Raw genomic sequence first — 21,130 nt, forward strand, 5'->3', positions numbered from 1 at the left:
AAAATAAAAGCAAAATAGGAGTTGGAGGAACAATCATGACAATACAAACATTCAAATCAACTGATTTTGATGTCTTTACAGTTGATGGTCTCGAAGAACGAATGAGTGCAATTAAAACGAACATTCATCCTAAGCTAGAAGCTTTAGGGGAACAATTTGCAGAATACTTATCCAAACAAACTGATGAGAACTTTTTTTATCATGTTGCAAAACACGCACGCCGCAAAGTCAATCCACCAAACGATACTTGGGTTGCTTTTTCAACAAATAAACGAGGATATAAAATGCTACCGCATTTCCAAATCGGCTTATGGGGTACTCATGCCTTCATATACTTTGGTTTAATCTATGAGTGTCCACAAAAAGTTGAGACGGCTCATGCCTTCTTAGAACATTTAAATGATTTAAAAACAAATATTCCAAATGACTTCGTTTGGTCCATTGACCATACTAAACCAAGTGTGAAATTACATAAAACACTTGAAACCGAAGACTTACAAAAGATGATTGAACGATTAGCTACTGTAAAAAAAGCAGAATTATTAGTTGGTATTCATATATCACCAGAGGAGTTTTCAGCAATGACCAACGAACAATTCCTTGCTAAGATTGAATCTACGATGCAATCACTCCTTCCTTTATATGCACTTTGTAATCGATAGTAGAAAACGGACAATTTATATTGTCCGTTTTTAGTTGTTATCACATTATATCACTTCAGTTTTTATTTTTCAAAATATTTTTTACATTTTTACAAGCTTTTGTTCTTCGACTTCTTTTGCCCTTTGAATAGCACGATATATAGAGTATCCACTTACCTCTTGAAATTCTTTATCAATTTTCTTTTCTTCTGCTTTCGATGGAACAATCTCTTTAAAACGACGATATAAACCCATTAACTCTTCTCTTATAATTCCTTTTTCATAAGCTTTCTCAATCGCTTCATAAAACTTCACCATTGTAACCATTTCCTCATTTGACCAATCATAATCTAACGGATATTGATATTCCATTTTGCACCTCATTTATCATTTCTTCTTGTTTCATTATGCTATCTTAAAGAGAATATTTTATTCTTCATTATAGCCACTCTGCATTATACACTATTTATTCATTTTAATGGAATTGTCTTCCTCTATTCATTAGTTGAGGCTAACTATTAAACATACTCACCTTAAAAAGATTTTTTTCTATACATCTATAATTATTGGTGATATAATGCTTTTGTTTTATAGAAAATAAAGTGAAGCTACCATCTCAAAAACGATTTTTTGAATGGCAGAAAAACAAGCCTTATTCTAAAAAGGGCTACACTTTTTTAGAGCAGGATTATATAAAACAAATTACACTAAATATTATGAAGAAGAAGGGGTGTATAGATTGTCCCAATACGAAACACCATTGTTTACCGCTTTAGTTGAGCACAGTAAGCGAAATCCAATTCAATTCCATATTCCTGGTCATAAAAAAGGACAGGGCATGGATCCTACATTTCGCGAATTTATTGGGCATAATGCATTAGCAATTGATTTAATTAATATTGCGCCACTCGATGATTTACATCATCCAAAAGGTATGATTAAAGAAGCACAAGATTTAGCAGCAGCCGCATTCGGTGCAGATCATACTTTCTTTTCTATTCAAGGTACAAGTGGCGCTATTATGACAATGGTGATGAGCGTTTGCGGTCCTGGTGACAAAATCCTAGTACCACGAAACGTGCATAAATCAGTAATGTCAGCTATTATTTTCTCAGGGGCAAAACCGATTTTCATGCATCCTGAAATCGATCCGAAGCTCGGTATTTCTCATGGAATCACAATTCAATCTGTCAAAAAAGCACTTGAAGAGCACTCAGATGCAAAGGGCTTACTTGTTATTAACCCAACGTACTTTGGATTTGCTGCAGACTTAGAACAGATTGTACAATTAGCACATTCTTATGACATCCCTGTACTAGTCGACGAAGCTCATGGTGTTCATATTCATTTTCACGATGAATTACCTATGTCAGCGATGCAAGCTGGTGCGGATATGGCAGCAACAAGTGTTCACAAATTAGGAGGCTCTTTAACTCAAAGTTCTATTCTTAATGTGAAAGAAGGCTTAGTGAATGTAAAGCATGTCCAATCTATTATTAGCATGCTTACAACCACATCAACTTCTTACATCTTGTTAGCATCCCTTGATGTTGCGAGAAAACGTCTTGCTACAGAAGGAACAGCACTCATAGAACAAACAATACAATTAGCTGAGCATGTTCGTGATGCTATAAATTCTATTGAGCATCTTTACTGTCCTGGAAAAGAAATGTTAGGTACAGATGCTACCTTTAACTATGATCCTACAAAGATAATTGTATCTGTAAAAGATTTAGGTATTACCGGCCACCAAGCTGAAGTATGGCTTAGAGAGCAATATAACATTGAAGTAGAACTCTCAGATCTATACAACATACTATGTCTTATCACTTTGGGAGATACAGAAAGTGATACAAATACACTTATTGCAGCATTACAAGATTTAGCAGCAACATTTAGAAATAGGGCAGATAAAGGTGTTCAAGTACAAGTAGAGATTCCAGAAATTCCAGTGCTAGCACTTTCTCCTCGAGATGCTTTTTATTCGGAAACAGAAGTCATTCCATTTGAAAATGCAGCGGGTCGTATTATAGCTGATTTTGTTATGGTTTATCCGCCAGGGATTCCAATCTTTACTCCGGGGGAAATTATTACACAAGAAAACTTAGAGTATATTCGTAAAAACTTAGAAGCAGGTTTACCTGTACAAGGTCCTGAAGATATGACATTACAAACATTACGTGTTATTAAAGAGTACAAGCCTATCAGTTGATAGGCTTTTTTTTCACCTTTTTTCCTTTTCTTCATACGATACTTAAGAATGTAACGTATAGGTGGGGATACTATTATGATTGTAATAGGCCGTTCTATTGTACATCCTTATATTACAAATGAATACGAGCCATTTGCAGCAGAGAAACAACAAATTTTATCAATAATGGCAGGAAATCAAGAAGTTTATTCCTTCCGAACAGCTGATGAACTCAGCTTTGATCTCAATTTACGAGTTAATATTATTATCTCTGCACTAGAGCTTTTTCAAAGTGGATTTCAGTTTCGTACATTTCAACAATCCTTTTGCAACCCCCAGTATTGGAAAAGAACGTCTCTTGGAGGATTCGAGCTTCTTCCAAACATACCACCTTCTATTGCCATACAGGATATTTTCAAAAACGGAAAACTATATGGAACTGAATGCGCAACCGCTATGATCATTATTTTTTATAAAACTTTACTATCATTGTATGAGGAAGAAACTTTCAATCGTCTATTTGCAAACCTTTTACTTTATACATGGGACTACGACCAAGATCTAAGGCTCATAACAAAAAACGGTGGCGATCTTGTTCCAGGTGACCTCGTTTACTTTAAAAACCCACAAGTAAATCCAGCTACGATTGAATGGCAAGGAGAAAATACAATCTATTTAGGAAATTTCTTTTTTTACGGGCATGGCGTAGGTGTAAAAACAAAAGAAGAAATTATTTATTCATTAAATGAACGACGAGTCCCTTACGCTTTTATTTCAGCTTTCTTGACCGATACTATTACCCGTATCGATAGTCGTATAATGAGCCAATACGCTTCTGCTAGTACACCACAGACCTCCATAAGCTTTATTCCGATTAGGGATGATGCAATCGTTGCAACAGTTGGTCATACAACTACAATTTATTAAAAAAGCGCCTACACATGTAGGCGCTTTTTCTTATTATTAAGCTTTTGTATGTTCTTTATGGTCACATTCGCAATGAGATCCACATTTCCCGTATAGTACTGTTGATTTTTCATCTTCAAAATGTTCAATTGTTCCTTCACATACTTGGCATACGATTGTTCCCATTTTCATTTCCCCCTGAGTTTCAATAGTAATCTATTTATTTATCATTAAGCTTTCGCATTATCTTTTCTAGCACAGTCACAATTTGTTCCGCATTTTCCGTAAAGTACCGTCGTTTTCTCATCTTCAAAATGTCCGATTGTTCCTTCACATACTTGGCATACGATTGTTCCCATTTTTCATTTCCCCCTAAGTTTATGGTCCTAAAAACTTTTAGCTGTCCATTTCCTATCAATTATTGGGCTTTTGTATGCTCTGTGTGATCACATCCGCAAGATCCACATTTCCCGTAAAGTACCGTTACTTTCTCATCTTCGAAGTGTGCAATTGTACCTTCACAATCTTGACATACGATTGTTCCCATTTTTCATTTCCCCCTAAGTTTATAATCCCAAAAACTTTTTGTAACCGCTTAACTTTCTGTCTTTATTTTAATATGTTATACTTTTTACGTCAATAGGTTTTTAGTATAACACATTAAATATTTTAAATTTAAATTAGTATGCGATATTCAAATAAAAAACAGCCATATTTATAAGTACGACTGTTTCACATTAATTATTCTTCATATTCCGCATGTAAAGAAGTTGACGGAACTAGAAATTTGAAAAACTGAGCTAACTCCTTTGCTTCCTCTTCTGATCCTAATTTAAAAATCTCCTGTATATATTGAACATTCTCTACATCATCTCGTCCGAGTAAAGTAGACCTTCCTGTTTGCATACAAACAATGAGCGGCTTTCCAAAAAACATATTTGTATAAATAACACCAAAATCATAACGTGTATCATGTGTCATAAACCCTAAAAATCGTACCTTCACACTTTCATGCTCATCATACAATTTTTCAAACATTGGTTTCCACCTTTCTACATCACGTTTCATTAATAGTATATTAAACAAAACATGTAATACTCCTTTTAATTGTCAAAAAATTCAGTAGGATGTAGAATGATAGTATTCTACTAAGTTAGGGGGAACTTATATGCAACACGCCTTTATTACGCTTGTACCGAAATCCAACCAACAATCAGTTTCAATAGATGATATAAAACAACTTTTTCATTATTATAAAACAGTTACTTCTAAAACTGGTGCCCAAATTAATTACACGTATACAAATACCGCTTTTCCTTATGAAATTTTAGATACATCTACAACAACATTAAAACTTCAATCCAATCACGACCGGTATAACTCAATTTATATTGGTGTTGGTATAGAAAATGAACAATCTTTCATCCAAGTTTCTTTACCACCTAATGCAACATTTGGTGACAAAGGGAAAGCAAATGAATTTTGCCGTTTTTTAGCGAAGAAATTAGAGGGAGAGTTACAATTATTTAATGGAAGAACAATGTATTTTTATAAACGCTAATTTAAAAAATAGATAATATGATTAAAAATAATATACAATTCGAACATGTAAGAAATAAAGCTTGCTTTCTTACGTGCAATACAAAATATGCTATTACATAGGCTAAATATAGAAATACGAAAAAAAGAATAACTTTATAATGAAACTTATCACCATTCGATAATGTTAATACAGTGGAAAAGCCACTCCATAGTAGTAAATGATAAAATATAACATGTAATATTTTCATGGAACCTTCTCCTTTGACATGCTCTATTTTATTAATATATGGGGGTACGTTTGAATCAATTACATATTATAGGATGATATATATTACCTTTGAAGTAAGTTAAGCCGGAATCATTTGTTAAAGTATTATATATTCATTCGACAAGTACGTTTAAAGACCTTGCAAGTCATTTGATGAAAATAAAAATAGCCCCTCTCTTACAATAAGAGAAGGGCTATTTACATTACTTAAATTATTTTACAATGTGAATTGGCATTCCAAGAGCAACTTCAGCTGCTTCCATTGTGATTTCACCTAATGTTGGGTGAGCATGGATTGTTTGAGCGATATCTTCAGCTGTCATTCCAGCTTCGATAGCTAAACCAATCTCAGAGATAATATCAGAAGCACCTGCACCTGCAACTTGAGCACCTACAAGAAGACCATCTTCTTTACGTGTTACAAGTTGTAAGAAACCGTCAGTGCTGTTTAATGATAATGCACGACCGTTAGCAGCGAATGGGAACTTAGATACAGTTACAGTCATTCCAGCTTCTTCAGCTTGTTTTTTAGTGTAACCAACAGATGCTAATTCTGGATCAGTGAAGCATACTGCAGGAATTCCGATGTAATCGATAGCTGATGCATGGCCACTAATTGCTTCTACAGCTACTTTACCTTCGTAAGAAGCTTTGTGAGCTAATGGTGGTCCAGGAACGATATCACCGATTGCATAGATGTTTGGTACATTTGTACGACATTGCTCATCGATTTCGATGATGCCGCGGTCAGTCATTTTAACTCCAACCTGCTCAAGACCGATTTCTTGAGTGTTTGGACGACGACCTACAGTTACTAATACGTAATCTGCTTCTACAGTTTGGATTTCACCTTTAACTTCAAAGCTAACTTTTACGCCAGTTTCTGTTTCTTCAACGCCTTTAGCCATAGCTTTTGTATGGATATTTACGTTACCTTTTTTCTGTAGAGCACGTTTAACAACAGAGCTCATAGCTTTTTCGAAACCAGCTAAGATTTCGTCGCCAGCTTCTACTACAGTAACTTCTGTACCGAAGTTAGCATATGCAGTACCTAATTCCATACCGATGTAACCGCCGCCGATTACAACAAGTTTTTTAGGAATTTCAGGTAAGCTTAAAGCACCTGTAGAGTTGATAACACGTTTAGAGTATTTGAATCCTGGAATTTCGATTGGTGTAGAACCAGTTGCAAGAACAGCATTTTTAAACGTATAAGTTTGAGCTGCATCTTCAGTCATAACGCGTAATGTATTAGCATCTACGAAGTAAGCTTCACCGCGAATGATTTCAACTTTGTTACCTTTAAGAAGGCCTTCAACACCGCCAGTTAATTTCTTAACTACGCCGTTTTTCCATTCTTGAACTTTTGTAAAGTCAACTTTTACGTTTTCTGCAGTAATACCCATGTCATCAGAATGCATTGCATTCTCATAACGATGACCTGCATTGATTAACGCTTTTGAAGGAATACATCCAACGTTTAAGCATACGCCACCAAGGTTAGCTTTTTCAATGATTGCTACCTTTTGACCTAATTGTGCTGCACGAATTGCCGCAACGTATCCACCAGGACCTGCACCAACAACGACTGTATCTAATTCAATTGGGAAATCTCCTACTACCATTGTTATTACGCCTCCATTACTAATAATTGTGGGTCATTCAATAGACGTTTAATTTGGTTTAACGCTTTTTGAGCAGTTGCACCGTCAATTAAACGATGGTCAAAGCTTAGAGATAATGCTAATACTGGAGCTGCAACGATCTCACCGTTTTTCACAACTGGTTTTTCAGCGATACGGCCGATACCAAGGATTGCTACTTCTGGGTGGTTGATAACTGGAGTGAACCATTGTCCACCTGCAGAACCAATGTTTGTAATTGTGCAAGAAGCACCTTTCATTTCAGCTGGAGCTAGACGACCTTCACGTGCTTTACCAGCAAGATCATTGATCTCGTTAGAGATTGTGAAGATAGACTTACGATCTGTATCTTTAACAACTGGTACTAATAGACCTTTGTCTGTATCAGCTGCGATACCGATATTGAAGTAATGTTTATGAACTACTTCTTGAGATGCATCGTCTAAAGAAGTGTTTAACATTGGGTATTCACGTAATGCAGATGTTAAAGCTTTAACAACGTACGGAAGGTAAGTTAATTTAATACCTTTGTCAGCTGCTACTGCTTTGAACTTCTTACGGTGAGCAACAAGTTCTGTTACATCTACTTCGTCCATTAATGTTACGTGAGGAGCTGTGTGTTTAGAGTTAACCATTGCTTTCGCAATCGCTTTACGGATACCACTCATTTTCTCACGAGTTTCTGGATATTCACCAGCTGGGATTGGTTGTGCTTTTGGTGCTTCTTCTTTCGCTGCTGCTGGAGTAGCTTCTACTGCTGCTGGAGCCTCAGTTGCTGCTACAGTTTGTCCACCATTTGCAAATGCATCGATGTCAGCTTTTACGATACGGCCATTCTTACCAGTACCAGCTACTTTATGAATGTCTACACCTTTTTCACGAGCGTATTTACGAACAGATGGCATAGCGATTACGCGCTCATTTACTACTTCTGCAGTTGCTGCTGGAGTAGCTTCCGCTGCTGGAGCTTCTACTGCTGCTTCTTCAGCTTTTGGAGCTTCATCATGATCGTCACCTTTAAATTTAAGGTTTTCGTATCCAGGAGCATCAAATTTAATTAATGTATCTCCTACGATTGCAACTGTTCCTTCTTCTACAAGTACTTCAAGTACTTTACCTTTAACAGGAGAAGGGATTTCTACTACTGCTTTATCATTTTGTACTTCAAGAAGTACATCGTCTTCGTTTACTTCATCGCCTGGTTTAATAAACCATTTTACGATTTCACCTTCGTGGATACCTTCACCGATATCTGGTAGTTTAAATTCAAATGCCACGGAATTCAGCCCCCTGATTCATTTCATTATTATGGAATATGTACAAAAGAAACCAGCATGTGCTGATTTCTTTTGCACATGAAAAGCTAAAAATTAGAAGTTCATTACTTTGTTTACAGCTTCAACAATATCTTTGTGGTTTGGTAACCATACGCTCTCTGCTTGAGAGAATGGGAATACTGTATCAGCAGCTGCAACACGTACAACTGGAGCTTCTAAGTTTAAGATTGCACGGTCGTTAATTTCCGCTACAACGTTAGCTGCAATACCAGCTTGTTTTTGAGCTTCTTGAACTACAACTACGCGACCTGTTTTTTCAACAGAAGCGATGATTGTTTCGATATCTAATGGTTGAACTGTACGTAAGTCAACAACCTCTAAAGAGATACCTTCTTTTTCAAGTTCTTCAGCAGCTTTTAATGCAGCGTGAACCATAGCACCGTAAGCGATAACAGATACATCTGTACCTTCACGTTTGATATCAGCTTTACCTAAATCAATTGTGTAATCACCTTCTGGTACCTCTTGACGGAATGAACGGTACAATTTCATATGCTCTAAGTAGATAACTGGATCGTTGTCACGAATCGCAGAGATTAAAAGACCTTTAGCATCGTATGGAGTAGATGGAATAACAACTTTTAGACCAGGTTGTTGAGCCACTAATCCTTCTAAGCTATCAGCATGAAGTTCAGGAGTATGAACACCACCACCGAATGGAGAACGAACTGTTACTGGAGCAGTCCAACGTCCACCAGAACGGTAACGCATACGAGCTAATTGACCAGAAATTGAATCCATTACTTCATAAACGAAACCGAAGAATTGGATTTCTGGAACTGGACGGAATCCTTCAAGTGCAAGACCAACTGCAAGTCCACCAATACCAGACTCTGCAAGTGGAGTATCCATTACACGATCTTCACCAAATTCAGCTTGTAAACCTTCAGTAGCACGGAATACACCGCCGTTTACACCAACGTCTTCACCAAATACAAGTACGTTAGGGTCATTTTTCATTTCAACGCGTAAAGCATCAGTGATTGCTTGAATCATTGTCATTTGAGCCATGGCTTACTTCGACTCCTTTTCTTTGTAGATTTCATATTGTTCAGCTAAGTTGTAAGGCATTTTTTCGTACATGATTTCCATTAAATCAGTTACTTTTTGTTTTGGAGCTTGGTCAGCCTTAGCAATTGCTTGTTTGATATCTTCTTTTGCTTCTTCGATTACTGTCTCTTCAACTTCTTGAGACCATAGGCCTTTAGCTTCTAAGAACTTACGGAAGCGTACGATTGGGTCTTTTTGTTCCCATTCGTTTTCGATATCTTTTGTACGGTAACGAGTTGGGTCATCACCAGCCATTGTATGTGGACCGTAACGGAATGTTAAAGTCTCGATTAAAGTAGGGCCTTCGCCATTTACTGCGCGCTCACGAGCGAAAGCAGTTGCTGCGTATACAGCTAATGGATCCATACCGTCTACTTGAATTCCGTAAATACCTGCTGCTACTGCTTTTTGTGCTACAGTTTTAGCTGCAGATTGCTTTTCTACTGGAGTAGAGATTGCATAACGGTTGTTTTGAACAACGAAGATTGCTGGAGCTTTGAATGCACCTGCAAAGTTCATACCTTCGTAGAAGTCACCTTGTGAAGCACCACCGTCACCAGTGTAAGTAATTGCAACAGATTTTTTACCACGTAGTTTCATACCTAACGCAACACCAGCAGTTTGGATGATTTGCGCACCAATAATGATCTGTGGAGCTAATGCATTTACATTCTCAGGCATTTGGTTACCCATGAAGTGTCCACGAGAGAATAAGAATGCTTGGTATAATGGTAATCCGTGCCATACTAATTGTGGTACATCACGGTATCCTGGTAAGATGAAGTCTTCTGCTTCAAGTGCGAAATGACTTGCTAATTGAGAAGCTTCTTGTCCAGCTGTAGGTGCGTAGAAACCTAAACGTCCTTGACGGTTTAAAGAAATAGAACGTTGATCTAATACGCGAGTATACACCATACGACGCATTAATTCTTTTAATTGATCATCAGATAATTCAGGCATAGCTGCTTCATTCACAACTTCACCGTTTTCATTTAAAATTTGTAATGTTTCAAATTGAGCTGCGATAGCTTTCATTTGCTCATCAACATTAAATAGGGTCTTTTTTGTTTTAGTACCCATTCCGTTCACCTCTTCCTCTCTTGAACCATATTCTGAAACGCTTTCACTGGCTATTTTCCAGTTTAAAAAGCGCAACGATGTAAACCAACATGTTTGTATGTCGGTTGAGAATAATTTTGTGTACCTAACAATCTGTACTAATGTTTTTTCAGAAACATATTAATACAATCTTGATCACGTTTTTTAGTTTACAACTATTCTAATTACGATGTCAATTACTTTGAATACGTTTTTTTATAAATAATATGCAGGTTTCTACTACACAAACGTGTTTTTATTTTTTACATCTGTATTAGTAAGCATTGACCTACTGTTATATTATTCCCTTTTTCACTTATTTTTTCTCTTAGAATAATATGTAAACGATTTAATTCTCTTTAGTTTTTCTCTCTTCGTAACAAAAATATACAAACTACTCTTCCTTTTTTAGGTAAATACCTATACATTTCTACCCTCTCTTCCATACATTATAGTAACCGCAGTATTAGCGGGAAATGATAAAGGAGGTCATCTCATGTACGGATACTCATATTGCTATCCAACTTGTTCATATCCTTCCTACGGTTATGGCGGTTCTTGTGGCGGGTCTGGACGCGGCTTCGCCTTAATCGTTGTGTTGTTTATTCTTTTAATTATCGTTGGTGCTGCTTGCATTCGCTAATTGTAAAACGAAACAACTATGGAAAGAAAAAGACGGCTTTGCCGTCTTTTTCTGTTTACCACATACATAACTACTCTATAATAGAACGATTTCCAAAATGCCTTCCCTTTCTTGCCGATGACTTTTTCCATCTCCTTTGGTAGACTAAAGAGGAAAGGAGAGATTACATATGCTTACAATGAAAGATGTTATTCGCGAAGGAGATCCTATTTTGCGCAACGTTGCAGAAGAGGTGTCCTTACCGGCAAGCGAAGAAGATACAACTACCTTAAAAGAAATGATTGAATTCGTAATAAATAGCCAAGATCCTGAAATGGCTGAAAAATATAGTTTACGCCCTGGAATCGGATTAGCGGCTCCGCAAATCGGTGTTTCAAAAAAAATGATTGCAGTTCATGTAACCGATGCGGATGGTACATTATATAGCCATGCATTATTCAATCCAAAAATCATTAGCCATTCTGTTGAACGTACATATTTACAGGGTGGTGAAGGCTGTCTATCTGTAGACCGCGAAGTACCTGGTTATGTTCCTCGTTATACAAGAATTACAGTAAAAGCAACTTCTATTAACGGAGAAGAAGTAAAATTACGTTTAAAAGGTTTACCAGCAATCGTATTTCAGCACGAGATTGACCATTTAAATGGCGTTATGTTCTATGACCATATCAATAAAGAAAATCCTTTTGCCGCTCCTGATGATTCCAAACCTCTAGAGCGATAATAATAAAAAGGCGGAAGTTAATCTTCCGCCTTTTTATTATGAAATGGGTTCCATATTCACTTATAGCAATCCAGCCCACTTTAGTCCATGATATATACCGTCTTCATTAACATCCTTTGTCACATGATTTGCAAGTTTTTTCAAGTCTTCATGGCCATTTCCCATCACAATACCTGTGCCAACGGCTTCGATCATTTCTAAATCATTTAATCCATCTCCAAATGCATACACTTGATCACGATTAAAACCTAACTTTTCAATGTATTTCTCAATTCCTTTTGCCTTAGAACCACCATTCGGAATGATATCCATTGAATATGCATGCCAACGAATAAAATGAAAATCTGGATAATGATTAATAAACTTTTCCTCTTCATTTACTTCACAAAAAAGTAGTGTTTGATAAATATTACGTTCCTCATAAAAATTAGGCTCATATGCTGGATGCTCAAAGTTTAAGCTTCCAAAGCCTTCTTTCACATAATCATGATATTCCACTGATGCTCTCATATCTTGATGGTCAAGATATACAAGTGGATATCCTTCTTGTTTTGCAAACTGAGTAAACTTATGTAAAGCATCTGGATGTAACGGATTATTAAATATTACCTCATCTTCAAAGACAACATATTGTCCATTAAAACTAACATAATTATGTATATCAAGTTCCTTACGAATATCTTCGAACATAAATGGCGCGCGCCCTGTCGCAATTGCTACATGTACACCTTTTTCTTGTAACTGTTTTACTGCATCTCGTGTAGATTGCGGAATTTTTTTATCATGATCTAATAATGTTCCATCAATATCAAAAAAGACAATTTTATCATTCATTTGTCAAAATCCTTTCTGGCACTCTATATTCCTATTTTGAATATCACTTTTCAAATTCTAAAAAAAAGTATAACATATTAAACATCTGTGAAGAAAGCGTTCCCTTTCTGACCTTATTTGTAAACTTTGCATATATATATTAGTAAAACATGTGGATACTTGTTCGTATGAATTTTCTTTTCCATTCTTCCTCATACTATACCTATAACTAACGGCTACTAATCGTTACTATAGAATAACTTTCACTGTATGGGAAAGGACAAGATTCACCATTCACTTTTGTCCTATCTCTTATATCAGAGATAGAGTTTTCACTAGTAATAGGCATGTTTAAAATAAGGAAAGGAAGGAGTAATCATGCTGAAGAAGCTGAAGAAAAAGCTCAAGCGTTATTTAAATGGTCTAGTCCGTAAAAAGACAGTCGCTTAAATTGTGCCCATTTCGGGCTTTTTCTTCATTCTCATTCGAAAAAACATGAAAATCGTGACTGTTTGCTTTATAATAAGTAACAGATAATGCAAAACATAGACAAGGAGAGGTTTTCCAAATGATTTTTAAAGTATTTTATCAAGAAAAATTAACTGAGGTTCCAGTACGTGAAAATACAAAAGTTTTATATTTAGAGGCTACGTCTGAAAAGGATGTTCGTACAAAATTAAATAAGTTCGCATATAATATCGAGTTTGTTCAGTCTGTTACTGGCGCTCATCTTGAATATGAAAAAGAAAACGCTGATTTAACATTAGCGGAAATCGTATAGCGATATGAAATTTCTAAAAAACGACCAAGTTGCTGTATTTGCTCTCGGTGGGCTTGGTGAAATCGGTAAAAATACATACGCTGTTCAATTTCAAGATGAAATTATTATAATTGATGCTGGAATTAAATTTCCAGAGGACGAACTTCTCGGAATCGATTATGTAATACCAGACTACACTTATTTTGTGCGAAACGAAGATAAAATTAAAGGGTTATTCATTACACATGGTCACGAAGATCATATCGGCGGAATCCCTTACCTATTACGTCAAGTGAACATTCCAATTTACGGCGGAAAATTAGCAATTGCACTCATCAAAAACAAACTAGAAGAACACGGCTTACTTCGTAAAGCAAAACTTTACGAGATTCAAGAAGATGACGTTATTAAATTCAAAAAAACGTCTGTATCCTTCTTCCGTACAACTCACAGTATTCCAGATTCGTACGGCGTTGTTGTGAAAACACCTCAAGGTCAAGTCGTTCATACAGGTGACTTCAAATTTGACTTCACACCAGTTGGTGAACCAGCTGATTTAACAAAAATGGCTGAAATCGGTAAAGATGGCGTACTATGTCTATTATCTGATAGTACGAACAGTGAAGTTCCAAACTTTACTATGTCTGAGCGTCGCGTTGGTGATAGCATTCAAGACATTTTCCGTAAAGTAGAAGGACGGATTATATTCGCAACCTTTGCATCAAATATTCACCGCTTACAACAAGTTGTTGAAGCTGCTGTTGAAAACAACCGTAAAGTAGCTGTGTTTGGTCGAAGTATGGAAGCAGCGATTGAAATTGGACAAAACCTTGGTTATATTCGTTGCCCGAAAGATACATTCATAGATGCATCTCAACTAAACCGCTTACCAGCTAATAAAGTTGTTATTTTATGTACAGGTAGTCAAGGTGAACCGATGGCAGCACTTTCACGTATTGCAAACGGTACACACCGCCAAATTCAAATTATTCCTGGAGATACAGTTGTTTTCTCGTCTTCACCAATTCCAGGAAATACAATTAGCGTAAGTCGTACAATTAACATGTTGTACCGCGCTGGCGCTGATGTAATTCATGGGAAACTTTCAAATATCCATACAAGTGGACACGGTGGACAAGAAGAACAAAAGTTAATGTTACGTCTAATTAAACCGAAGTACTTCATGCCAATTCATGGTGAATATCGTATGCAGCGTATGCACATGAACATAGCAAATGATTGTGGCATCCCTGAAGAAAATTGCTTCATTATGGATAATGGCGATGTTCTTGCTTTACGTTCGGATGAAGCTAGCGTAGCTGGAAAAATCCCATCTGGTTCGGTCTACATTGATGGAAACGGTATTGGAGATATTGGCAATATCGTATTACGCGATCGTCGTATCCTTTCTGAAGAAGGACTTGTAATTGTAGTTGTAAGCATTGATATGAAAGAATTTAAAGTTGCAGCAGGACCTGATATCATCTCACGCGGTTTCGTTTACATGCGTGAAAGTAGCGATTTAATCAATGATGCACAAACATTAATTACAACTCATTTAGAAAAAGTAATGGAGCGTAAAACAACACAATGGTCTGAAATTAAAAATGAAATTACAGACACATTAGCTCCATTCCTATATGAGAAAACGAAACGCCGTCCAATGATTTTACCAATCATTATGGAAATATAAGAAAAAGGACAATGCCATGAAGGCATTGTCCTTTTCTTTTCTCTTATCTTAAAAAGTGTTTAAATCGATCCACTTCATCGTCATGACCAATGACAATTAATATATCTCCTGCTTGAATATTCTCCGTAGCTCGAGGGGATACGATAACTTCTTTGCCTCGTTTAATTGCTACAATATTCAATCCAAACTTCGCACGAATATCTAATTCAATTAAAGAGTGCCCATCAATTTTTTTATTCGCAATAATCTCTACAATACTATGCTCATCTGAAAGCTCAAGGTAGTCTAGCACATTGCTTGATGCAATATTATTAGCAATCCTTTTCCCCATATCACGTTCTGGATGCACAATATGATCTGCACCTATTTTACTTAACACTTTTTCATGATAATCATTTTGAGCTTTTACAGTAATATTTTTTACACCCAACTCTTTCAAAATCAAAGTCGTTAAAATACTTGAATTTAAATTATCTCCAATAGCAACGACTACGTGATCAAAATTTCGAATACCAAGGCTTTTTAATACCATCTCATCTGTTGAATCTGCAATTACAGCATGCGAAGCTATATTTGCAAATTCATTAATTTTATCCTCATCTGAATCGATTGCCATTACTTCCATTCCTAATTGAGCTAGTTCTCGGCAAATACTTCCACCAAAGCGACCAAGTCCAATGACAGCAAATTCTTTTTCTTTCTCACCCACGGGAATTCCTCCAATAACTTCAAGTACTATTTATTTTCAGTGTAACACACTTTATATGCGTCACAAAAACTGTAATTAGCTCTTATTTTTGTTTTTGTATATAAAAATATTGTTGCAAGTAAAAAGCGATACCAACAAGTAGCATAGCAAATACAAATATATTTCCAAAAGAACTAAATGTTTCAAAAACGAATAATAATGTTTCTTGACCAAAAAAGGCAAATAGAAGCTGTGTGAATGCAAATAACAACGCCCATATGTAATGATGTTGATGGAATAAATAATGCGTTGCACCTAAAAAAGCAATAAACGAAAAGATAAAGATCCACCAATTTTCTAAAAATAGTTGCCAATTAGAAAATTGATATCCATTTACTAATATCGCAATAAGCGCGATAACTACCATCGTCGGCATACTCCAAAATAATGCCCGTCCTCTAAAGAAACGAGTGCCTTTAACATCTCCTTTTTCATGTGCAATATATGTTAGTACTACTGTGCTTATATACAAAACAGAAAGAATTGTTAAAACGATAATAAGCCAAAAATGTAATTGATAATATTCATGCTCTATATTTGTCACGATTGCAGCTAACATGCACGGAATTAACATTCCCGTCCAACCATCTACTTTTCTTTCATTCCAAAAGACCGTATTACCAATCCTTATTCCTAACAACATAAAAATAATGATACCCAATACAAATAACGTAGTTTTATTCCCTACTAAACTCGTTGAAAAAGCAATTAATCCAATAAATAAAAAGAGCACAAACCCATTCATAATTTCTAGTACAGGTGATAAATATCTCTTCACCCATTTGTATGTTTCGTCATATTCATTATTATCTACTAGACGATAGGCATAAAAACTTATCCCAAAATAAACCGCCGTAATAATAACGTACGCATATAAGACGAAACATAAAATCGCACTGCTAATTTGCACGTAATTCCCCACCCTTTTTTCTATGTTTCACATTGATTTTACACACTTTTCATACTAAAAGTAAACATATATAAGTTAGTCAAATAATTAATAATGAGCAGTGGCTAACCCCCCTGCTCATTATTAAAACAGTACAATTAACTTTAATTCTTCCATTTGTATGTCAATGTCTAAAATCAATCTATACGAGCGTTACTTACACCTCAGAACAAAAAGTTTTTTGGAACCTTCAAGAAAGTGGAAGTTTTATTTTCTATTCCCTTTCCACTTTACATATTGGCTTAAAAATGTAATTGCCTTTTCAATCACTTCTTCGTCTGGTTTTAATTTTGCATGATGTAAACCATATTCTGAATTTACTCCAAGCCAAAACATAAATCCAGGGATTTCTCGAAGCATATAACCAAAATCTTCACCCGTCATTGCCTCAGTACATGTAATAACATTCATATCAGTTTGTTTATGTACAAATTCCATAAACTCTCTCGTTAACTCTTCATGGTTATATACTTGATGATACATTGCTCCGTAATCTATAATCGCCTCACACTGGAAAGAAGCTTCGATACCTGCAACAATTGACTCAATTCTGCTTTTCACACGCTTCATTGATTCCACTGATAATGTTCGAATCGTTCCTTCTAAACGAGATTTTTCTGCAATAATATTTTGAACCGTACCACCAGTAATTTTCCCGATTGTAATTACTGCACTATCAAGAGGATTTACATTGCGACTAATAACGGATTGAAGCTGTGTAACAAGATGACTCGCTGCAACAATCATGTCATTTGCAGTATGTGGATAGGCAGCATGGCCACCTTTCCCTTTTAAATCAATATATAATTCTGAAGTATTGGCAAATAACAGTCCTTCTTTCGTTGCAATTGTCCCCACAGCGTATTCTGGTGCAATATGAAGACCAAGAATTATATTCGGTTTCCATTCTTTTAACTCTTCACTTTCTAACATAGGAAGAGCACCGCCTGGTCCTTCTTCTGCTGGCTGGAATAGAAATACAAGGTCATCATCTATTCTTTCGCTCACAGCTTTCGTTAGAAGGCCTAAACAGATTGTTGTATGTACATCATGGCCACATGCATGCATCATTCCTTCGTGAATAGAAGCAAACTCGTATCCGGTTTCCTCTGTAATTGGTAAACCGTCTATATCTGCACGATAACCTATTATTTTTTCGGGATTTTTTCCATTTACTTTAACGATTACACCCGTTTTCCATGTCTTCACTTCCACAAATTCATGAGAAAGTGTTCCTATATAATCTAAAATATACTGTTGTGTTTTCCATTCCTTAAATCCGATTTCTGGAATTCTATGTAGATCTCTACGAATTTGGACAAATTTGCTTACTGTCATTTTTGCACCTCTATCTATAAAAAGCGTAAGAGCCCATTTACGCTCTTACGCTTTTTTTACTTTTTATTTCTCTGGGTTTAATTGACGAAGCTCTTGTTTAATTTCTGTTTTTGCTTTTGTCTTCTCATCAATTTCTTTAATTACACGTGCTGGAGTACCTGCAACAACTGTGTATGGAGGCACATCTTCTGTTACAACAGCTCCCGCTGCTACAACTGCACCTTTACCTACTGTAACACCCTCTAAAACAACTACATTTGCACCGATTACTACATCATCTTCAACGATAACTGGTTTTGCAGAAGGTGGCTCAATAACACCTGCAAGTACAGCACCTGCACCTACGTGACAGTTTTTACCGACTGTTGCACGTCCACCAAGTACTGCGTTCATGTCGATCATAGAACCTTCACCAATTACAGCACCAATGTTAATTGTTGCATTCATCATAATTACAGCGTTGTCACCAATTTCAACATGGTCACGAATAATAGCACCTGGCTCGATGCGAGCTTTAATACCTTTTAAATCAAGCATTGGGATTGCAGAATTACGACGATCGTTTTCTACAACGTAGTCAACGATGTGCTTATTATTCTCATCAAGAATTGTCTTAATTTCAGACCATTCTCCGAATAATACACCTGATTTTTTATTCACAAATGCTTGTACTGTTTCAGGGAATGTTACTTCTTTTAAATCCCCTTTTATGTATACCTTTACAGGAGTTTTCTTTTCACTTTTTTGAATAAACGAAATAATTTCGTTAGCGTCCATCATTTTCATTCTTGTTGCCTCCTAAATCCATTTATAATGTTACTCTACCAAACGAAAGAGCGAGTAGCAAGATAATAATCTTATTTTCCCCTTTGAATTTCTTCTATAATTTCTAAAAATGCTTGTACTTGCTTCAACTGCCTTGCCGAGTCACTTGTTAACAACCATGTTTCTCTCGTCAGTTGAACAGGTGTTTTATACATATTTTCCTGTACTTCCTTTAAAACAGTAGAAGGTAAAAGGGCATAACCTATACCATTTAAAACAAGTTGTTTACATGTTTCAATTTGGTCAACTACAATCGTTCGCTTAGGCGGATTAGAAAATAAACCATACCACCAATTTTGTATTTGTCCATAATAAGTCGAGTCACTTTTAAATTGAATGAACGGCCTATTTGTTTCTTTTAACATCGAAATATCTTTTATTTCTTTATCAACTAAATACAGTTCATCTTCAAATAATTGTTGTTTCTGACCTTTATATTCTTGTGTTCCCCTCAGTATAGCAACATGCACGTCTCCTTCATAAAACTGCTTTTGCACTTCACTACTCCATCCAGTAAACAGCGATATCTTTACAGAAGGATATTTATGCACAAACTTTTTCAAAACAGGAGGGAGCCAATATTGACCAATAACTGATGCAACAGCTATTTTTAACGTTCCATGAGTTTCCGTTCTGAAAACAGCCAGCTCACTTTTTATATCTTCTTCCCTTTGCAACATTTCTTTGGCATAATTTGCAACTTTTTCCCCTTCAGGTGTAATTGTCAATCCTTTTTGTGAGCGAATAAAAAACTTCATTCCCCATTGTTTCTCCATAGATTGTAATCGTTGACTCAGCGCAGGTTGGGAAACAAATAAACGTTCCGCCGCTTTTCTCATATTTGATTCCTGAGCTAACACAACCATCATTTGAAAATCATCAATTTGCAACTTTCTCCCTCTTTCCTTAGCTTCCATACACCTTATTTCAATAAGCTTTTCATCCTTAATTTACCCGAATGCTTTCATTCAGAAAATACAATTGTCCAGCGCAAACTTTCCTTATGTTTTATGTCTTTTTAAATATAATACATACACAAGTGATATGCACGAAAAAAAAGTGACTTCTTCGTTTCTATGAAGTCACTTTCTTCACTTTATCGATTATGTTGCCTTACTTTCTTATTCAACAATTTTAAAATAGCTCGACGTGTTAAAATCCCCTCAAAATAGCCTTCTTCATTAACAGCGCAAATAAAAGGATGATCAATTGTCATTTCTAAAGCTTTTGCAAATGAATCGTCTAATTTAAGAACAGGTATATCTTCTTTCATCACCTGCTCTACTTTCATATCATCGAGCCTTTCAAACTCAATACGTTCTAATCCTAACATACCATCTAATATCATGGCAGTACTAATCAAACCATGTAGTTTATACATTGGATCTAAGACAGGTATCGCTGAATATCCAGATTTTACAAGAACGAGTAAAGCATGTTCTAAACTATTTCCAATTTGGACATGAGCTACTTTTTCCGATGAAATCATTAAATCCTTCACAAGAATTTGTTGAAATTCGTCTTTCGGAATACTAATCATATTACATCCCCCATTTTCCCTTTTTCCTGCTTATGTTCACAACTCTATTCACATTTTATGACAGCGTTTTCATATTATTATTTTGTCCTAAATTTATTTCAATAAAAATACAATCACACAGCTATTTTAGCATACCGCACAAAAAAAAGACTACCATTCCGGTAGCGCTTAATACCCTTTATTTTTTAATCTGTAAAATAACCTTGTGATTTTTTTATATTGCATCACATCTGTCTGTTTCAAACCATTCTCAATATCTGTAAGTTCCACAGCTAAAATTTCACTTGCGTAATTTTGCTGAAATAAAATATCTAGTAGTAAACTTTCTTCTTCCTTCGTTAAAACAACTTCCCTTTGCATATACCCCTCTCCTTACACTCGCATCGTTACTCTTATTATATAAAAAATTCAACCTATTTAA

Annotated in this window: 26 protein-coding genes; 8 read left to right on the forward strand and 18 right to left on the reverse strand. The window is 35.8% G+C overall.

Annotated features, from left to right (window positions below; translation table 11 throughout):
- Positions 1 to 35: 35 nt before the first annotated feature.
- Positions 36 to 662 carry a YktB family protein gene (locus tag ACTFN4_RS02130; RefSeq protein ID WP_000155317.1) on the forward strand — a complete coding sequence of 209 codons (627 nt, stop codon included), beginning with the start codon at positions 36 to 38 and terminating at the stop codon, positions 660 to 662.
- Positions 663 to 743: 81 nt separating this feature from the next.
- Here the strand turns inward: ACTFN4_RS02130 and ACTFN4_RS02135 are convergent, their stop codons facing one another.
- A complete protein-coding gene (locus ACTFN4_RS02135) occupies positions 744 to 1,013 on the reverse strand; it encodes a UPF0223 family protein (RefSeq protein ID WP_000456562.1) in 270 nt (89 codons plus the stop codon).
- 367 nt (positions 1,014 to 1,380) lie between these two features.
- On the opposite strand from ACTFN4_RS02135, the gene speA reads away from it, so the two are divergent.
- Together speA and ACTFN4_RS02145 are read left to right on the forward strand one after the other, a co-directional pair.
- Positions 1,381 to 2,853, forward strand: a complete 1,473-nt coding sequence (gene speA, locus ACTFN4_RS02140; RefSeq protein ID WP_000084899.1) for an arginine decarboxylase — start codon at positions 1,381 to 1,383, stop codon at positions 2,851 to 2,853.
- 75 nt (positions 2,854 to 2,928) lie between these two features.
- Positions 2,929 to 3,759, forward strand: a complete 831-nt coding sequence (locus tag ACTFN4_RS02145; protein ID WP_439962044.1) for a protein-glutamine gamma-glutamyltransferase — start codon at positions 2,929 to 2,931, stop codon at positions 3,757 to 3,759.
- 36 nt (positions 3,760 to 3,795) lie between these two features.
- Here ACTFN4_RS02145 and ACTFN4_RS02150 read toward each other — a convergent pair whose 3' ends face one another.
- From ACTFN4_RS02150 to ACTFN4_RS02165, 4 genes are all read right to left on the reverse strand, one after another.
- Complete coding sequence (locus tag ACTFN4_RS02150) at positions 3,796 to 3,924, reverse strand: GapA-binding peptide SR1P (RefSeq protein ID WP_439962045.1); 129 nt, start codon at positions 3,922 to 3,924, stop codon at positions 3,796 to 3,798.
- 44 nt (positions 3,925 to 3,968) lie between these two features.
- A complete protein-coding gene (locus ACTFN4_RS02155) occupies positions 3,969 to 4,097 on the reverse strand; it encodes a GapA-binding peptide SR1P (protein WP_000536803.1) in 129 nt (42 codons plus the stop codon).
- A 59-nt stretch (positions 4,098 to 4,156) separates the two neighbouring features.
- Positions 4,157 to 4,285: a GapA-binding peptide SR1P gene (locus ACTFN4_RS02160; RefSeq protein WP_000536778.1), complete on the reverse strand. Its 129-nt coding sequence runs from the start codon at positions 4,283 to 4,285 to the stop codon at positions 4,157 to 4,159.
- Positions 4,286 to 4,479: 194 nt separating this feature from the next.
- Positions 4,480 to 4,776, reverse strand: a complete 297-nt coding sequence (locus ACTFN4_RS02165) for a DUF3055 domain-containing protein (RefSeq protein ID WP_000462038.1) — start codon at positions 4,774 to 4,776, stop codon at positions 4,480 to 4,482.
- Between the two features lie 130 nt (positions 4,777 to 4,906).
- Here ACTFN4_RS02165 and ACTFN4_RS02170 point away from each other — a divergent pair, with 130 nt between their 5' ends.
- Positions 4,907 to 5,299 carry a DUF1885 family protein gene (locus ACTFN4_RS02170; protein ID WP_439962046.1) on the forward strand — a complete coding sequence of 131 codons (393 nt, stop codon included), beginning with the start codon at positions 4,907 to 4,909 and terminating at the stop codon, positions 5,297 to 5,299.
- 1 nt (position 5,300) lies between these two features.
- Here the strand turns inward: ACTFN4_RS02170 and ACTFN4_RS02175 are convergent, their stop codons facing one another.
- The 5 genes from ACTFN4_RS02175 to pdhA all read right to left on the reverse strand — a co-directional run bounded on the left by ACTFN4_RS02175 (position 5,301) and on the right by pdhA (position 10,658).
- Entirely contained in the window at positions 5,301 to 5,528 is a 228-nt protein-coding gene (locus ACTFN4_RS02175) for a hypothetical protein (RefSeq protein ID WP_000697469.1), read from the reverse strand.
- A gap of 232 nt (positions 5,529 to 5,760) precedes the next feature.
- Entirely contained in the window at positions 5,761 to 7,173 is a 1,413-nt protein-coding gene (gene lpdA, locus ACTFN4_RS02180) for a dihydrolipoyl dehydrogenase (RefSeq protein ID WP_000260104.1), read from the reverse strand.
- Positions 7,174 to 7,178: 5 nt separating this feature from the next.
- Positions 7,179 to 8,468 carry a pyruvate dehydrogenase complex dihydrolipoyllysine-residue acetyltransferase gene (gene pdhC / locus ACTFN4_RS02185; RefSeq protein WP_000863419.1) on the reverse strand — a complete coding sequence of 430 codons (1,290 nt, stop codon included), beginning with the start codon at positions 8,466 to 8,468 and terminating at the stop codon, positions 7,179 to 7,181.
- Between the two features lie 93 nt (positions 8,469 to 8,561).
- Positions 8,562 to 9,539: a pyruvate dehydrogenase complex E1 component subunit beta gene (gene pdhB / locus ACTFN4_RS02190; RefSeq protein WP_000068168.1), complete on the reverse strand. Its 978-nt coding sequence runs from the start codon at positions 9,537 to 9,539 to the stop codon at positions 8,562 to 8,564.
- 3 nt (positions 9,540 to 9,542) lie between these two features.
- Positions 9,543 to 10,658 carry a pyruvate dehydrogenase E1 component subunit alpha gene (gene pdhA / locus ACTFN4_RS02195; protein ID WP_000536895.1) on the reverse strand — a complete coding sequence of 372 codons (1,116 nt, stop codon included), beginning with the start codon at positions 10,656 to 10,658 and terminating at the stop codon, positions 9,543 to 9,545.
- A gap of 514 nt (positions 10,659 to 11,172) precedes the next feature.
- On the opposite strand from pdhA, the gene ACTFN4_RS02200 reads away from it, so the two are divergent.
- Positions 11,173 to 11,319, forward strand: a complete 147-nt coding sequence (locus ACTFN4_RS02200; RefSeq protein ID WP_000274562.1) for a YjcZ family sporulation protein — start codon at positions 11,173 to 11,175, stop codon at positions 11,317 to 11,319.
- Between the two features lie 169 nt (positions 11,320 to 11,488).
- Positions 11,489 to 12,043 carry a peptide deformylase gene (gene def / locus ACTFN4_RS02205; protein ID WP_000957048.1) on the forward strand — a complete coding sequence of 185 codons (555 nt, stop codon included), beginning with the start codon at positions 11,489 to 11,491 and terminating at the stop codon, positions 12,041 to 12,043.
- Between the two features lie 60 nt (positions 12,044 to 12,103).
- Here the strand turns inward: def and ACTFN4_RS02210 are convergent, their stop codons facing one another.
- Positions 12,104 to 12,877 (reverse strand): Cof-type HAD-IIB family hydrolase, encoded by a 774-nt coding sequence (locus ACTFN4_RS02210; protein WP_000998268.1) that lies wholly within the window; start codon positions 12,875 to 12,877, stop codon positions 12,104 to 12,106.
- A gap of 547 nt (positions 12,878 to 13,424) precedes the next feature.
- On the opposite strand from ACTFN4_RS02210, the gene ACTFN4_RS02215 reads away from it, so the two are divergent.
- Entirely contained in the window at positions 13,425 to 13,637 is a 213-nt protein-coding gene (locus ACTFN4_RS02215) for a DNA-dependent RNA polymerase subunit epsilon (protein WP_000576435.1), read from the forward strand.
- 4 nt (positions 13,638 to 13,641) lie between these two features.
- Complete coding sequence (rnjA, locus tag ACTFN4_RS02220; protein ID WP_000670377.1) at positions 13,642 to 15,309, forward strand: ribonuclease J1; 1,668 nt, start codon at positions 13,642 to 13,644, stop codon at positions 15,307 to 15,309.
- A gap of 43 nt (positions 15,310 to 15,352) precedes the next feature.
- On the opposite strand, the gene ACTFN4_RS02225 is transcribed toward rnjA, so the two are convergent.
- The 7 genes from ACTFN4_RS02225 to abbA form a co-directional block, all read right to left on the reverse strand.
- Positions 15,353 to 16,018: a potassium channel family protein gene (locus ACTFN4_RS02225; RefSeq protein ID WP_000504032.1), complete on the reverse strand. Its 666-nt coding sequence runs from the start codon at positions 16,016 to 16,018 to the stop codon at positions 15,353 to 15,355.
- An 82-nt stretch (positions 16,019 to 16,100) separates the two neighbouring features.
- On the reverse strand, positions 16,101 to 16,967 hold the full coding sequence (locus ACTFN4_RS02230) for a cytochrome C oxidase assembly protein (protein WP_439962047.1): 867 nt from the start codon (positions 16,965 to 16,967) through the stop codon (positions 16,101 to 16,103).
- A 246-nt stretch (positions 16,968 to 17,213) separates the two neighbouring features.
- The gene (locus tag ACTFN4_RS02235) at positions 17,214 to 18,344 is read right to left on the reverse strand and encodes an N-acetyldiaminopimelate deacetylase (RefSeq protein WP_439962048.1); all 1,131 of its coding nucleotides are present in this window, start codon (positions 18,342 to 18,344) and stop codon (positions 17,214 to 17,216) included.
- Positions 18,345 to 18,407: 63 nt separating this feature from the next.
- Complete coding sequence (gene dapD / locus ACTFN4_RS02240; protein WP_000783241.1) at positions 18,408 to 19,130, reverse strand: 2,3,4,5-tetrahydropyridine-2,6-dicarboxylate N-acetyltransferase; 723 nt, start codon at positions 19,128 to 19,130, stop codon at positions 18,408 to 18,410.
- A gap of 71 nt (positions 19,131 to 19,201) precedes the next feature.
- Positions 19,202 to 20,086: a LysR family transcriptional regulator gene (locus tag ACTFN4_RS02245; protein ID WP_002026259.1), complete on the reverse strand. Its 885-nt coding sequence runs from the start codon at positions 20,084 to 20,086 to the stop codon at positions 19,202 to 19,204.
- A 179-nt stretch (positions 20,087 to 20,265) separates the two neighbouring features.
- Positions 20,266 to 20,709 carry a cyclic-di-AMP-binding protein CbpB gene (cbpB, locus tag ACTFN4_RS02250; protein ID WP_000623579.1) on the reverse strand — a complete coding sequence of 148 codons (444 nt, stop codon included), beginning with the start codon at positions 20,707 to 20,709 and terminating at the stop codon, positions 20,266 to 20,268.
- A gap of 168 nt (positions 20,710 to 20,877) precedes the next feature.
- Positions 20,878 to 21,069, reverse strand: a complete 192-nt coding sequence (abbA, locus tag ACTFN4_RS02255; protein WP_001188692.1) for an antirepressor AbbA — start codon at positions 21,067 to 21,069, stop codon at positions 20,878 to 20,880.
- Positions 21,070 to 21,130 lie beyond the last annotated feature (61 nt).

Origin of the sequence: Bacillus cereus group sp. MYBK95-2 (assembly GCF_051915225.1) — a bacterium.
GTDB classification, from domain to species: Bacteria; Bacillota; Bacilli; order Bacillales; family Bacillaceae_G; genus Bacillus_A; species Bacillus_A cereus.

What these genes read in the sequence shown, in the direction of transcription:
- rnjA (WP_000670377.1), top strand. Translation starts at nt 13,642, where the DNA reads ATGAAATTTCTAAAAAACGACCAAGTTGCTGTATTTGCTCTCGGTGGG.
- ACTFN4_RS02170 (WP_439962046.1), top strand. Translation starts at nt 4,907, where the DNA reads ATGCAACACGCCTTTATTACGCTTGTACCGAAATCCAACCAACAATCA.
- ACTFN4_RS02235 (WP_439962048.1), bottom strand. Translation starts at nt 18,344, where the DNA reads ATGACAGTAAGCAAATTTGTCCAAATTCGTAGAGATCTACATAGAATT.
- abbA (WP_001188692.1), bottom strand. Translation starts at nt 21,069, where the DNA reads ATGCAAAGGGAAGTTGTTTTAACGAAGGAAGAAGAAAGTTTACTACTA.
- ACTFN4_RS02130 (WP_000155317.1), top strand. Translation starts at nt 36, where the DNA reads ATGACAATACAAACATTCAAATCAACTGATTTTGATGTCTTTACAGTT.
- dapD (WP_000783241.1), bottom strand. Translation starts at nt 19,130, where the DNA reads ATGAAAATGATGGACGCTAACGAAATTATTTCGTTTATTCAAAAAAGT.
- ACTFN4_RS02210 (WP_000998268.1), bottom strand. Translation starts at nt 12,877, where the DNA reads ATGAATGATAAAATTGTCTTTTTTGATATTGATGGAACATTATTAGAT.
- ACTFN4_RS02135 (WP_000456562.1), bottom strand. Translation starts at nt 1,013, where the DNA reads ATGGAATATCAATATCCGTTAGATTATGATTGGTCAAATGAGGAAATG.
- ACTFN4_RS02165 (WP_000462038.1), bottom strand. Translation starts at nt 4,776, where the DNA reads ATGTTTGAAAAATTGTATGATGAGCATGAAAGTGTGAAGGTACGATTT.
- ACTFN4_RS02200 (WP_000274562.1), top strand. Translation starts at nt 11,173, where the DNA reads ATGTACGGATACTCATATTGCTATCCAACTTGTTCATATCCTTCCTAC.
- pdhB (WP_000068168.1), bottom strand. Translation starts at nt 9,539, where the DNA reads ATGGCTCAAATGACAATGATTCAAGCAATCACTGATGCTTTACGCGTT.
- ACTFN4_RS02175 (WP_000697469.1), bottom strand. Translation starts at nt 5,528, where the DNA reads ATGAAAATATTACATGTTATATTTTATCATTTACTACTATGGAGTGGC.
- ACTFN4_RS02215 (WP_000576435.1), top strand. Translation starts at nt 13,425, where the DNA reads ATGATTTTTAAAGTATTTTATCAAGAAAAATTAACTGAGGTTCCAGTA.
- ACTFN4_RS02150 (WP_439962045.1), bottom strand. Translation starts at nt 3,924, where the DNA reads ATGGGAACAATCGTATGCCAAGTATGTGAAGGAACAATTGAACATTTT.
- ACTFN4_RS02155 (WP_000536803.1), bottom strand. Translation starts at nt 4,097, where the DNA reads ATGGGAACAATCGTATGCCAAGTATGTGAAGGAACAATCGGACATTTT.
- cbpB (WP_000623579.1), bottom strand. Translation starts at nt 20,709, where the DNA reads ATGATTAGTATTCCGAAAGACGAATTTCAACAAATTCTTGTGAAGGAT.
- lpdA (WP_000260104.1), bottom strand. Translation starts at nt 7,173, where the DNA reads ATGGTAGTAGGAGATTTCCCAATTGAATTAGATACAGTCGTTGTTGGT.
- def (WP_000957048.1), top strand. Translation starts at nt 11,489, where the DNA reads ATGCTTACAATGAAAGATGTTATTCGCGAAGGAGATCCTATTTTGCGC.
- ACTFN4_RS02245 (WP_002026259.1), bottom strand. Translation starts at nt 20,086, where the DNA reads ATGGAAGCTAAGGAAAGAGGGAGAAAGTTGCAAATTGATGATTTTCAA.
- pdhA (WP_000536895.1), bottom strand. Translation starts at nt 10,658, where the DNA reads ATGGGTACTAAAACAAAAAAGACCCTATTTAATGTTGATGAGCAAATG.
- ACTFN4_RS02145 (WP_439962044.1), top strand. Translation starts at nt 2,929, where the DNA reads ATGATTGTAATAGGCCGTTCTATTGTACATCCTTATATTACAAATGAA.
- ACTFN4_RS02160 (WP_000536778.1), bottom strand. Translation starts at nt 4,285, where the DNA reads ATGGGAACAATCGTATGTCAAGATTGTGAAGGTACAATTGCACACTTC.